General features: G+C 57.6%; 11 protein-coding genes. 7 read left to right on the forward strand and 4 right to left on the reverse strand.

What is annotated here, in order from left to right:
• A partial coding sequence (locus KW837_RS24870) for a M10 family metallopeptidase (protein WP_218398912.1) occupies positions 1 to 2,954 on the reverse strand: 2,954 nt, incomplete at its 3' end.
• A 211-nt stretch (positions 2,955 to 3,165) separates the two neighbouring features.
• Here KW837_RS24870 and KW837_RS24875 point away from each other — a divergent pair.
• Complete coding sequence (locus KW837_RS24875; RefSeq protein WP_218398913.1) at positions 3,166 to 3,810, forward strand: MBL fold metallo-hydrolase; 645 nt, start codon at positions 3,166 to 3,168, stop codon at positions 3,808 to 3,810.
• A 117-nt stretch (positions 3,811 to 3,927) separates the two neighbouring features.
• Entirely contained in the window at positions 3,928 to 4,653 is a 726-nt protein-coding gene (locus KW837_RS24880) for an OmpA family protein (protein WP_218398914.1), read from the forward strand.
• A gap of 263 nt (positions 4,654 to 4,916) precedes the next feature.
• On the opposite strand, the gene KW837_RS24885 is transcribed toward KW837_RS24880, so the two are convergent.
• The gene (locus KW837_RS24885; protein WP_192345494.1) at positions 4,917 to 5,351 is read right to left on the reverse strand and encodes a YhcB family protein; all 435 of its coding nucleotides are present in this window, start codon (positions 5,349 to 5,351) and stop codon (positions 4,917 to 4,919) included.
• 145 nt (positions 5,352 to 5,496) lie between these two features.
• Here KW837_RS24885 and KW837_RS24890 point away from each other — a divergent pair, with 145 nt between their 5' ends.
• The 3 genes from KW837_RS24890 (at position 5,497) to zapE (ending at position 8,694) form a co-directional block, all read left to right on the forward strand.
• The gene (locus KW837_RS24890) at positions 5,497 to 6,129 is read left to right on the forward strand and encodes an alpha/beta hydrolase (protein WP_218398915.1); all 633 of its coding nucleotides are present in this window, start codon (positions 5,497 to 5,499) and stop codon (positions 6,127 to 6,129) included.
• Between the two features lie 24 nt (positions 6,130 to 6,153).
• Positions 6,154 to 7,509, forward strand: a complete 1,356-nt coding sequence (locus KW837_RS24895) for a tryptophan--tRNA ligase (protein WP_192345496.1) — start codon at positions 6,154 to 6,156, stop codon at positions 7,507 to 7,509.
• 90 nt (positions 7,510 to 7,599) lie between these two features.
• Entirely contained in the window at positions 7,600 to 8,694 is a 1,095-nt protein-coding gene (zapE, locus tag KW837_RS24900) for a cell division protein ZapE (protein ID WP_192345497.1), read from the forward strand.
• A gap of 174 nt (positions 8,695 to 8,868) precedes the next feature.
• Here the strand turns inward: zapE and KW837_RS24905 are convergent, their stop codons facing one another.
• Complete coding sequence (locus tag KW837_RS24905) at positions 8,869 to 9,765, reverse strand: GlxA family transcriptional regulator (RefSeq protein WP_218399024.1); 897 nt, start codon at positions 9,763 to 9,765, stop codon at positions 8,869 to 8,871.
• 244 nt (positions 9,766 to 10,009) lie between these two features.
• Between KW837_RS24905 and KW837_RS24910 the strand changes: the two genes are divergently transcribed.
• A complete protein-coding gene (locus KW837_RS24910; RefSeq protein WP_008004989.1) occupies positions 10,010 to 11,146 on the forward strand; it encodes an acyl-CoA dehydrogenase family protein in 1,137 nt (378 codons plus the stop codon).
• A 133-nt stretch (positions 11,147 to 11,279) separates the two neighbouring features.
• On the opposite strand, the gene KW837_RS24915 is transcribed toward KW837_RS24910, so the two are convergent.
• Positions 11,280 to 12,320: an NADP(H)-dependent aldo-keto reductase gene (locus tag KW837_RS24915; protein WP_192345498.1), complete on the reverse strand. Its 1,041-nt coding sequence runs from the start codon at positions 12,318 to 12,320 to the stop codon at positions 11,280 to 11,282.
• A 245-nt stretch (positions 12,321 to 12,565) separates the two neighbouring features.
• Between KW837_RS24915 and rplM the strand changes: the two genes are divergently transcribed.
• Positions 12,566 to 12,994, forward strand: coding sequence for a 50S ribosomal protein L13 (gene rplM / locus KW837_RS24920; protein ID WP_007905295.1), 429 nt, complete (start codon positions 12,566 to 12,568; stop codon positions 12,992 to 12,994).
• Positions 12,995 to 12,999 lie beyond the last annotated feature (5 nt).

Raw genomic sequence — 12,999 nt, forward strand, 5'->3', positions numbered from 1 at the left:
TCGTCACCGGCACCGCCGCTGAGTGTATTGTTCCCGGTGTTGCCCACCAATACGTTGTTCTGGCTATTGCCGGCGCCGCCGAGGTTGTCGCCGCCGGTGAGGAACAGGTTCTCCACGTTGGCGGCCAGCGTCCAGCTGACCGACGAACGCACGGTGTCGGTTTCGCCGGCCAGTGCGCTGGTTTCAGTGATGGTGTCGCCAAGGTTGTCGATGATGTAGGTGTCGTTGCCCAGACCGCCGATGAGGGTGTCGGCACCGAGGCCACCGTCGAGGATGTTGACGCCATCGTTACCGGTCATGCGGTTGTTGACCGCGCTGCCGGTGCCGTTGAGGTTGGCATTGCCGGTGAGGATCAGGTTCTCGATGTTGCCGCCGAGGGTGTAGTCGATGGACGAGAACACCCGGTCGAGCGCGGTCAGCGAAGCATCGGTTTCGATCAGCGCATCGCCGACGTTGTCGACGTAATAAGTGTCGACGCCATCGCCACCGATCAGGGTGTCGGCGCCGAGGCCGCCGTCCAGGGTGTTGGCTTCGGCGTTGCCGGTCAGCACGTTGCCGAGACTGTTACCGTTAAGGTTGATTGCCGCATTGCCCAGCAGTACGCCGTCTTCGACGTTGGCGCCCAAGGTGAAGCTGACTGATGTACGTACCCGATCATGGCCTTCGTTGGCAGACTCGATCACTTGGTCGTTGATGTTGTCGACAACGTAAGTGTCATCACCGACAAGACCGAAAAGCGCGTCCGCTCCGGCTCCGCCATCAAGGGTATTGTTGCCGATGTTCCCGGTGATGCGGTTTTCGCTGTAGTTGCCGGTGCCGTTGAGGTTATCGGTGCCGGTGAGGGTCAGCGCTTCGAGGTTAATATCCAGGGTGTAGCTGGTGAGCGCGTAAACGCTATCGTAGTCGTTGAACCAGCCCTCGACGATGACGTCAGCGGTGTTTTCAACGATGTAGATGTCATTGCCGTCGCCGCCGATCAATTTGTCGGTACCGAGGCCACCATTGAGGATGTTATCGCCCGAGTTGCCAGTCAGAACGTTGTTCAGTTCATTGCCGTCGAGGTTCAGAGTGGCGCTGCCCAGCAGTTCTCCGTCTTCAAAGTTGGCGTCGAGGGTGTAGCTGACAGAGGTGCGTACCAGGTCACGACCTTCGTTCGCCTGTTCGACCAGCGTGTCATTCAGGCTGTTGATCACGTAGGTGTCGTTGCCTGCCCCGCCTTGCAGGGTGTTGGCAAAATCGTTGCCGATCAGGGTGTTGTCTTTAATATTGCCCAATACATCAAAGGCGCCTGGACCGTTCAGTGTGACGTTTTCGAAGTTGCTCAGTGTGCTGCTGTTCAAATCGATGAGGGTATTGTTTTGCACGCCGTAGTTGAGAATCAGGGTGTCGCTGCCCTGATTGGCGTTTTCTTTCGCAAGATTCAGTTCGGCGACTTGATCAATGACGTAAACGTCGTTGCCAGCACCCCCGATCATTGTGTCCAGGCCACCCTGACCGTCGAGTACGTTGCTGCCGGCGTTACCGGTCAGGACGTTACCCTGGCTGTTGCCCACGACATTGACGTTTGCGCTGCCGCTGAGCTCAAGGTTTTCCAGGTTGTTACCCAGTGTCCAGCTCACCGATGTGCGCACGGTGTCGACCTCGCTCACGACGGTGCTGGTCTCGAGGATGACATCACCGACGTTGTCGACCACGTACGTGTCGTTGCCGGCGCCGCCAATCAGTGTATCGGCCCCTTCGTCACCGTCGAGGATGTTGTTGCCGGCGTTACCGGTGATCACGTTACTCGACGCGTTGCCGTAGCCATTGATATTGGTGCTGGTTTGCAGCGTCAGGTTTTCCACGTTCTGGTTGTTAAGCAGGTTGTAGGTGGCCGTGGAAAAAACCGAATCGATTTCGCTGGTTGAGGTTCCGGTCTCGAAGAGCCTGTCATCCCGATTGTCGACGTAATAGGTATCGTTGCCGGCACCGCCATAGATCGAGTCCGTACCTGTGCCGCCATTCAGGACGTTGTCCAGGTCGTTGCCGCGCAGTATGTCGTTGTAGTTAGAACCAGTGGCATTTTCTATCTTGGCGCCGTAGGCAATGCCCAGACCGCTGATGAAAATAGATCCCCCAGTTCCAGTGAGAAGAGGCAGGCCGATGGAACTGTACGTGCCCTCATTTAAATTGATGCTGACGCTGTCCGCCTGGCTGCTCGCATCAATGGTGTCATTGCCGCCGGCATCCCAGATGGTCTCGAAAACCGGTTGGTAGGCTTCCCAGCTGTAGACGTTGTCACCGGTTTGCCAATGGGTGTTGGCGCCGTACAGCGCCTGGATGGCGAGGATGTCCAGCACCATCGGCGTCGTCGGCTGATAGGAGTAAGAGTTGTTGTAACTCATGACCGTGTAACGGACATCGTCCAGTGCCGGGTCGAGAATCGTGCTATTTGACGAATTGGCGGAGAACGGATGCTTGAGACCCAGGGCATGACCGATTTCGTGGATGTAGGTCATAAAGTCATAAGTACCCTTGGTCGGGTACTCGTTGGCCGGCTCGCCGATCCAGACATCACCGCCCTGCGGAGTGTTGGAGGGGGTGTACGCCCAGGCAGCTGCTTGATTACCCATCAACCCATAGCCACCGAAACGCAAGTCGCCGACGTTCGAGATGTTGTCGGTGGTCTGGGTGAAGTTGATATTGGCCACTGCGCTCCAGGCCGCAAGCGCACTCATGATGCCGTTTTTCTGATCGCCGGAAAGGGTATAAATCGCGTTATATTCGTTATCGGCGCTGTAATTGATGGCGAAATAGGAAGTGTTTGGCTCGATAAAGCTGTAACTCAGGTTGGTCGGGCCGTCGATGGTCCAATTGGAGCCCACCCAGTAGGATCCGGAAAGCAGGCTGTCGAGCGCTTTATAGCCCGTCAATTTTGAAGAAAGACTTAAAGAGTAACCAAGAGGCGTAGGCATGCGAAAATTCCTGAGTGCGCTGCGGCCCTTCCCGGATGCGACCGCTACAAAAGTACGATTTTGCACCATAACTGATGCGTTGACATCATATGGCCACTATTTTTTATTTGGTGGCGTCAAATAACTGGCCCGACGAGCTGTATCGGCGGGTGACGTAGAAATTTAAGCAAAGCGCTCTGCATTTCGTTCAATAACAGGCCATCGACTTCCCATGACCATTGCGAATCCCACCCTCGTCCGCGAAACCTTCCCCGTCGGACCCCTCCAATGCAATTGCACAATCATCGGCGACCCGATCAGCAAAAAAGCCATCGTCGTCGATCCGGGCGGCAATCACGAACTGATCCTCGCGCGCCTTGATGCGTTGGGCTTGAAGGTAGTCAGCATTATCCACACCCACGCGCACCTGGATCATTTCCTGGCTTCCGGGCAGCTCAAGGAGAAAACCGGCGCGACGCTGCATCTGCATAAAGAAGATCAATTCCTCTGGGACAACCTGGAGATGCAGTGCCAGATGTTCGGTGTGCCTTATACCCCCGTGCCATCGCCAGATCGCTGGTTGGCCGACGATGAGGAGCTGGCTTGCGGGTGTGGCGTGGCGTTGCACACGCCGGGTCATACGCCAGGTTCCATGAGCTTTTGGTTTTCAGAGGCTAAGCTGCTGATAGCCGGTGATACGCTTTTCAAGCGAGGGGTAGGGCGCACGGATTTATGGGGAGGCGATCAGGCGACTCTCGTGCGTTCGATCAAGCAACGGTTGTATACCCTCGACGAAGAGGCGACGGTGGTGACCGGTCATGGTCCGGACACGTGTCTGGGCGATGAAATGCGCGGTAACCCCTTTGTACGAGCCTGAAGATGCAGTTGTGAAAGGCACGACGGAATTTTTGGCGTTGGCCATGATCCAACGCCCGCAAAGGTTCATTGCTTAAGTCCGCTGCACCACAGAATGCAAAAAAAGTAGGAGCTCTCCATGTTCACCTCGCGTCGTTTGATTATTGTCGCTACTGCCGTGGCTTTGTTGTCCGGTTGCGCATCGCAGAACCCTTATGACAGCCAGGGTCAGGCTGATGGCGGCTCTACGGGCATGAGCAAAACCGCCAAATACGGTGGCCTCGGTGCCTTGGCCGGTGCGCTGGCCGGTGCTGCCATCAGTCACGATAACCGTGGCAAGGGCGCGCTGATTGGCGCCGCCGTGGTGGGGGCTTCTGCCGCCGGTTACGGTTACTACGCCGACCAGCAGGAGAAAAAATTGCGGGCCAGCATGGCCAACACTGGGGTTGAAGTGCAGCGTCAAGGCGATCAGATCAAGCTGATCATGCCGGGCAACATCACATTCGCCACCGATTCGGCGAACATCGCGTCGGGCTTCTACCAGCCGCTGAACAACCTGGCGGGCTCGCTCAAGGAGTTCAACCAGAACCAGATCGAGATCGTCGGCTACACCGACAGCACTGGCAGCCGTCAGCACAACATGGACTTGTCCCAGCGTCGTGCCCAGAGTGTGGCGACTTACCTGACCTCCCAGGGTGTCAGCGGTGCCAACCTGACAGCACGCGGTGCCGGGCCGGATAACCCGATTGCCAGCAATGGTGATGTGAATGGCCGGGCTCAGAACCGTCGCGTCGAGGTCAACCTGAAGCCGATTCCTGGTCAGGAGTATCAGCAGCAGGGTCAACCTGTTCAGCAATATCAGTAACAGCCTGACTGAATCCCAGGCTTACAAAAAAAACGCTCGATCCTCTACAGATCGGGCGGTTTTTTGTTTTTGTCAGTTAGGGCCTCTTCGCGAGCAAGCCCGCTCCCACATTCGACCGAGTTCTCTCAGGGGTATGCGGTCAAAATGTGGGAGCGGGCTTGCTCGCGAAGAGGCCCGGACAGGCAACGCAAAATAGCAACAGAAACAAAAAAGCCCTCGAACAATCGCTTGTCCGAGGGCTTTTTGTGTCGCGCGAAACCTGATTACTTCTTCAGGCCGTAATGCTCATCGAGCATGCCCGGCGCGTTCGGGGCTTTGGGGGCGTAGTCGCGAGGCGGTTCCTGATCGCGCGGTGGCGTCAGGCGTTCCCGTGGAGACTGCACCGCGTCGGCGTGCAAGGCAGCCAGCAAGCGTTGGCGAGTCTGCTCGTCCAGGGCCAGACGGTTGGCGCCCTCGGCGAGATGATCCTGCACTTCCTGATAGCTCGCAGTCAGTTTCTTGACCAGGTTTGCAGTGCTGTTGAAGTGGGTGACCACTTCGTTCTGATAACTGTCAAAACGTTCCTGAATGTCATCCAGCTGACGTTGCGTGCTGCTAGGCGCGGCATTTGGCACCAGGCGAGCGATCAGGAATCCAATGGCGACACCCACAACCAGGGCAAGAGTCGGCAACAACCAAACTAAGAGCGAGTGTTCCACGAGTCCTTCCTCTATAAACGGCTTTGCTTTACGTTAACGGCTCAAACCTGCGCTGTATACCGCGATTCACTCGCAATAGAATTGGCACAGACAATTGGCTAGACGAGTCGACCCGATTCGAGGTCACGGAGTTCCTTCCTTGCTTATGCGCGAAACCCCTGTAGTGATTGATGGCCCGGTCGGCCAACTGGAAGCCCTGTATTTAGATAGCGAGCAGCAGCCACGTGGCCTGGCGCTGATCTGCCACCCGAACCCGGTGCAGGGCGGCACCATGCTCAACAAAGTCGTCTCGACCTTGCAACGCACCGCGCGCGACGCCGGTTTGATTACCTTGCGGTTCAATTACCGTGGCGTCGGTGCCAGTGAAGGCATGCACGACATGGGCACTGGCGAAGTCGACGATGCCCAGGCGGCGGCCGAGTGGCTGCGGGCCAGGCATCCTGAAATACCTTTGACTCTGTTCGGTTTTTCCTTTGGCGGATTTGTTGCAGCAAGTCTCGGCGGACGCCTGGAAGCCAAGGGCGAGCAGCTCAAGCACTTGTTCATGGTGGCGCCCGCCGTCATGCGCTTGGGCGATCAGGATCAACTGCCGCAACAAGGTACATTGACTCTGATCCAGCCGGAAACCGACGAAGTCATCGATCCGCAGCTCGTTTACGACTGGTCCGACGCACTCGAGCGCCCCCATGAGCTGCTGAAAGTGGCAGAATGCGGACACTTTTTTCATGGCAAGCTGACCGATCTCAAGGATCTGATCCTGCCGCGTCTTTCGAATTGATTGCAGTCTGACAAGCGATTACCCATGACGACTCGTACCCGTATCCTCACCGGCATCACCACCACCGGCACGCCGCATCTGGGCAACTACGCTGGCGCTATCCGTCCGGCGATCATCGCCAGCCGTGACAGCAATGCCGATTCGTTCTACTTCCTGGCCGACTACCACGCCCTGATCAAATGCGATGACCCGCTGCGCATCCAGCGCTCGCGTCTGGAAATCGCCGCGACCTGGCTGGCCGGCGGCCTGGACGTGGACCGCGTGACGTTCTATCGCCAGTCCGACATCCCGGAAATCCCAGAACTGACCTGGCTGCTGACCTGCGTGGCCGCCAAGGGCCTGCTCAATCGCGCGCATGCCTACAAGGCCTCGGTGGACAAGAACGTCGAAACCGGCGAAGACCCGGATGCCGGCATCACCATGGGCTTGTACAGTTACCCGGTGTTGATGGCTGCGGACATTCTGATGTTCAACGCCCACAAGGTGCCGGTCGGTCGTGACCAGATCCAGCACGTGGAAATGGCCCGGGACATCGGCCAGCGCTTCAATCACTTGTTCGGCCAGGGCAAAGAGTTCTTCACCATGCCTGAAGCGCTGATCGAGGAAAGCGTCGCCACCTTGCCGGGCCTCGACGGTCGCAAGATGTCGAAGAGCTACGACAACACCATTCCGTTGTTCAGCAGCGCCAAAGAGATGAAAGACGCGATTTCGCGGATTGTCACCGACTCCCGTGCCCCGGGCGAAGCCAAGGATCCGGACAATTCGCACCTGTTCACCTTGTTCCAGGCTTTCGCTACGCCGGCACAATCCGACGAATTCCGCAGCGAATTGCTCCAGGGCCTGGGTTGGGGCGAGGCGAAGAATCGTCTGTTCCAACTGCTCGACAGCGAATTGGGCGAATCCCGCGAGCGTTATCACCAGCTGATCGAACGCCCGGCGGATCTGGAAGACATGTTGCAGCTCGGCGCCAAAAAGGCCCGCTCGGTTGCGACGCCGTTCCTCCACGAACTGCGTGAAGCGGTCGGCCTGCGTTCTTTCGTCGCTCAGACCCAAGTTGCAGCGACCACCAAGAAGAAAGCCGCGAAAGCCGCGCGCTTCGTCAGCTTCCGTGAAGATGACGGCAGTTTCCGCTTCCGTCTGCTGGCGGCCGATGGCGAGCAACTGTTGCTGTCGCGCAATTTCGCCGACGGTAAAACCGCAGGGCAAGTGACCAAGCAACTGCAATCCGGTCAAGCCTTGGACGTGCGCAGTGAAGACCTGAGCTTCAGCGTCTGGCTGGAAGGCGAGTGCGTTGCCGACAGCCCGGCCTTCGCCGACAGCGCTGCTCGCGACGCTGCCATCGGTGCTTTGCGCGTTGCCCTGACACCGGTTCAGGAATAATCAACGGCTCGGTCCGACCAAGGGCCGATTGCCATTCCCACGGGCCGTCGCTACAGTGACGGCCCGTTTTTGTTGCCTTGCTAACGAATTATGACGCCCCTAGAACGATATCAAGCTGATCTGAAACGCCCGGAATTCTTCCATGACGCCGCGCAGGAAACTGCCGTGCGCCATTTGCAGCGCCTGTACGACGATCTGGTCGCGGCCTCGCAGAACAAGCCAGGCCTGCTCGGCAAACTGTTTGGCAAGAAAGACCAGGTGCCGGTCAAGGGCCTGTACTTCTGGGGCGGCGTTGGTCGCGGCAAGACTTACCTGGTCGACACTTTCTTCGAAGCGCTGCCGTTCAAGGAAAAGACCCGCACTCACTTCCACCGCTTCATGAAGCGTGTGCATGAAGAGATGAAGACCCTGGGCGGCGAGAAGAACCCGCTGACCATCATCGCCAAGCGTTTCTCCGACGAGTCGCGAGTGATCTGTTTCGATGAGTTTTTCGTCTCCGATATCACCGACGCAATGATCCTTGGCACGTTGATGGAAGAGTTGTTCAAGAACGGCGTGACCCTGGTCGCGACCTCGAACATCGTGCCCGACGGCCTGTACAAGGACGGCCTGCAGCGTGCGCGTTTCCTGCCGGCCATTGCGCTGATCAAGCAGAACACCGAGATCGTCAACGTCGACAGTGGCGTCGATTACCGTCTGCGTCACCTCGAGCAAGCGGAACTGTTCCACTTTCCACTGGATGACGCTGCCCAGGAAAGCCTGCGCAAGAGCTTCCGGGCCTTGACGCCGGAATGCACGGCAGCCATCGAGAACGATGTACTGGTGATCGAGAACCGTGAAATCCGTGCCGTGCGCACCTGCGATGACGTGGCCTGGTTCGACTTCCGCGAACTCTGTGACGGCCCACGCAGCCAGAACGATTACATCGAACTGGGGAAAATCTTCCACGCCGTGTTGCTCAGCGATGTCGAGCAGATGAGCGTCACCACCGACGACATCGCGCGACGCTTCATCAACATGGTCGACGAGTTCTACGACCGTAACGTGAAGCTGATCATTTCTGCCGAAGTCGAGCTCAAAGACCTCTACACCGGCGGTCGCCTGAACTTCGAATTCCAGCGCACGCTTAGCCGTCTGCTGGAAATGCAGTCACACGAATTCCTGTCCCGGGCGCATAAGCCGTAGGATGGTTCGGAAAATAAAAAAGGGCCTGCAATGCAGGCCCTTTTTTGTGCGCACCGAAGCACCCATGTGGGAGCGGGCTTGCTCGCGAAAACGGTCTGACATTCAACATTGATGTCGACTGAACCACCGCCTTCGCGAGCAAGCCCGCTCCCACATTGGATTTGTGTTCAGTCCTTAAGCCGCCTGCTGAAACTGCTGCCGATACTGGTTTGGCGACAACTCCGTGTGCTGGCGGAACAGCCGTGCAAAGAAACTCGCGTCGTCGTAACCGACCTCATAACTGATGGTCTTGATGCTCTTGCGGCTGCCGGACAACAAGCCCTTGGCCGTCTCGATGCGCAGTCGCTGCAGGTAATGCAGCGGTTTGTCGCCGGTAGCGGTCTGGAAACGACGCATGAAGTTGCGGATGCTCATGCCGTGTTCGCGGGCCACGTCTTCGAAGCGAAACTTGTCGGCGAAGTGTTCTTCGAGCCAATGCTGGATCTGCAGGATGATCACGTCCTGGTGCAGCTTCTGCCCGCCGAAACCGATCCGCCCCGGCGCATAGCTGCGCTGCACTTCATAAAGAATGTCGCGGGCCACGGCCTGGGCCACGTTGGCGCCGCAAAAACGCTCGATCAAATAAATGTAGAGATCGCAGGCCGAGGTGGTGCCGCCGGCGCAATACAGGTTGTCGGCGTCGGTCAGGTGTTTGTCCTGATTGAGTTGGACCTGCGGGAAGCGCTCGGCAAATGCATTGAAGAAGCGCCAGTAGGTTGTCGCTTCCTTGCCATCGAGCAACCCGGCCTCGGCCAGCCAAAACACGCCGGTAGCTTCGCCACACAACACGGCGCCGCGTGCATGCTGCTGACGCAGCCATGGCAGGACCTGTGGATAACGTTTGCAGAGCGTGTCGAAATCGTCCCAGAACGCGGGAAGGATGATGATGTCGGCATTTTCCAGGCCGCCGTCCACCGGCATGATCACGTCGCTGAAGCTGTTCACCGGTTTGCCGTCGGGGCTGACCAGCCGGGTTTCGAACGCCGGTGTCAGGCCGTGGCCCAGTTGTTTGCCATAGCGCAGGCTGGCCAGATGGAAGAAATCCTTGGCTTGCATGAGGGTGGAAGCGAAAACCCGGTCGATAGCCAGGATGCTGACGCGCCGCAAGGGCGTGGAGACTTGGTTAGACATAATTCAACTTTATTCTTATAGGGGAAAGTGGTCACCAGACGGCTGGATCGTCTTATTTTTTGTCGGATGTGTCCAGTGTCCTGTATCGGAAGCGAGGCTTAGTCTCTAAAGGTCAATTCCGGCTAACAATAACCATAGGTGCCGCATGATCCCCAGAACCTTGTTCAGTTCCGAGCACGAACTTTTTCGCGACAGCGTGCGAACGTTCCTCGAAAAAGAGGCCGTGCCGTTCCATGGGCAATGGGAAAAACAAGGCTATATCGACCGCCAACTCTGGAACAAGGCAGGGGAGGCGGGGATGCTGTGTTCGCATCTGCCGGAAGAATACGGCGGGCTAGGGGCAGACTTTCTCTACAGTGCGGTGGTGATCGAAGAGGTCGGCCGCCTGGGGCTGACCGGCATCGGTTTTTCACTTCATTCGGACATTGTTGCGCCTTATATCCTGCATTACGGCAGTGAAGCGCTGAAACACAAATACCTGCCAAAACTGGTGTCTGGCGAGATGGTCACCGCGATTGCCATGACCGAGCCGGGTGCCGGTTCCGACCTGCAAGGGGTGAAAACCACCGCTGTGCTGGATGGCGACGAATACGTGATCAACGGTTCGAAGACCTTCATCACCAATGGCTTTCTGGCGGATTTGGTGATCGTCGTGGCCAAGACCGATCCAAAGGCAGGAGCGAAGGGCACCAGTCTGTTTCTGGTCGAGGCCAACACGCCAGGCTTCGCCAAGGGCAAGCGTCTGGAAAAGGTCGGCATGAAGGCTCAGGACACCTCGGAGCTATTCTTCCAGGACGTTCGGGTACCGAAGGAAAATCTGCTGGGCCAAGCCGGGATGGGCTTCGCTTACTTGATGCAGGAACTGCCGCAGGAGCGTCTGACGGTCGCGGTAGGTGGCTTGGCGTCAGCTGAAGCGGCGTTGCAATGGACGCTGGATTACACCCGTGAGCGCAAGGCTTTCGGCAAGGCCATCGCCGACTTCCAGAACACTCGCTTCAAACTCGCTGAAATGGCGACCGAAATCCAGATCGGCCGGGTTTTTGTCGATCGCTGCCTGGAACTGCATCTGCAAGGCAAACTCGACGTGCCGACGGCGGCGATGGCCAAGTACTGGGGCACTGACCTGCAATGCAAGGTGCTCGATGAGTGCGTACAGTTGCATGGCGGTTACGGGTTCATGTGGGAATACCCGATCGCCCGGGCGTGGGCGGATGCGCGGGTGCAGCGGATCTATGCCGGGACCAATGAGATCATGAAGGAGATTATTGCGCGGTCGCTTTGATGGTGTGGTGAATTCGAGATCGCCTTCGCGCAAGCCCGCTCCCACATGGGGTCTGTGTCGATGCACAAATATGTGCATCAACACTGATCAACTGTGGGAGCGGGCTTGCTCGCGAAGGCTTTTCACCTGGCTATCAAGGTGCAGGATTCGGATGGTCCTGGTGAATCGCCTCGATCCCCGCCAACACTTCGTCGGAAAGTTTCAGCTCGAAGCTGGCAATGTTGCTGTCCAGTTGCTCAAGCGTGGTGGCGCCAATGATGTTGCTGGTGACGAACGGTTGCTGTGTGACGAAGGCCAGTGCCATCTGCGCCGGATCCAGACCGTGTTCACGAGCCAATGCCACATAACGGCTGCACGCTGCCTCTGACTGAGGATTGAAGTAGCGGCTGAAGCGGCTGTAGAGGCTCAGGCGACCTTTGGGCGGACGCGCGCCACCTTCGTACTTGCCCGACAGAAAACCGAACGCCAGCGGCGAGTAGGCGAGCAGGCCGCACTGTTCGCGGATGGCGATTTCCGCCAGGCCGACTTCGAAGCTGCGATTGAGCAGGTTGTAGGGGTTCTGGATCGATACGGCGCGCGGCCAGCCACGGGCTTCGGCGAGGGCGAGGAAACGCATGGTGCCCCACGGCGTTTCGTTGGACAGGCCGATGTGGCGGATCTTGCCGGCCTTGACCTGTTCGTCCAGTGCTTCGAGGGTGTCTTCCAGCGGGGTGAGGTTGACTTCGCTCGTGTGCTTGTAGCCCAGTTGTCCGAAGAAATTGGTACTGCGTTCAGGCCAGTGCAGCTGATAGAGATCGATGTAGTCGGTCTGCAAGCGCTTGAGGCTTGCATCCACGGCCTGGACGATGTTCTCGCGGTTGTGCTTGAGGTTTTTGTCGCGGATGTAGTCGATGGTGTTGCCGGGGCCGGCGATCTTGCTCGCCAGGATCCAGTCGCCGCGATCGCCGCGACTTTTGAAGTAATTGCCGATGTAGCGCTCGGTGGTGGCGTAGGTTTCGGCCTTGGGTGGCACCGGGTACATTTCGGCGGTGTCGATGAAATTGATGCCCGCGCTCTTGGCTCGTTCGATCTGTGCGAAGGCTTCAGCCTCGCTGTTTTGCTCGCCCCAGGTCATGGTGCCGAGGCAGATTGCACTCACGTTCAGATTGGTTCGGCCTAGCTGGCGATAGTCCATCGGGTGCTCCTTGGGCAAAACAATCATAAAAGCAGGTTGAAATATTTTTCGCAATCTGCATAATTGCGCACCTCTTTCTGCAGTGGAAGTGATGCGCCGCCGCCGAAGAATCTTGCCGTTGAACGGACGCGCCGACCCGAGCCCCCGAAAGCGTCTGTATCCGGCTGCCTTTGACTTGTCAAAGTACGCACTATTCAGTAAGATCCGCCGTCTAATTTACAGGGCGGCCCCTGAGGCTATAAAGAATGAAAACTTTTACTGCTAAACCGGAAACAGTACAGCGCGACTGGTTTGTCGTCGACGCTGCAGGTCAGACCCTGGGTCGTCTGGCCACCGAAATCGCGAGCCGTCTGCGTGGCAAGCATAAAGCTGAGTACACTCCTCACGTTGACACCGGCGATTACATCGTCGTTATCAATGCCGAGCAGATTCGTGTAACCGGTGCTAAAACCACCGACAAAATCTACTACTCCCACTCCGGTTTCCCGGGCGGCATCAAGTCGATCAACTTCGAAAAGCTGATCGCTAAAGCCCCTGAGCGCGTGATCGAGACCGCGGTCAAAGGCATGCTGCCTAAGAACCCGCTGGGTCGCGACATGTATCGTAAGCTGAAAGTCTATGCGGGCGCTGTACACCCTCATACTGCTCAGCAGCCCCAAGAACTGAAGTTTTAACGGAA

The organism is Pseudomonas sp. PDM24 (genome assembly GCF_019218905.1).
GTDB lineage: Bacteria > Pseudomonadota > Gammaproteobacteria > Pseudomonadales > Pseudomonadaceae > Aquipseudomonas.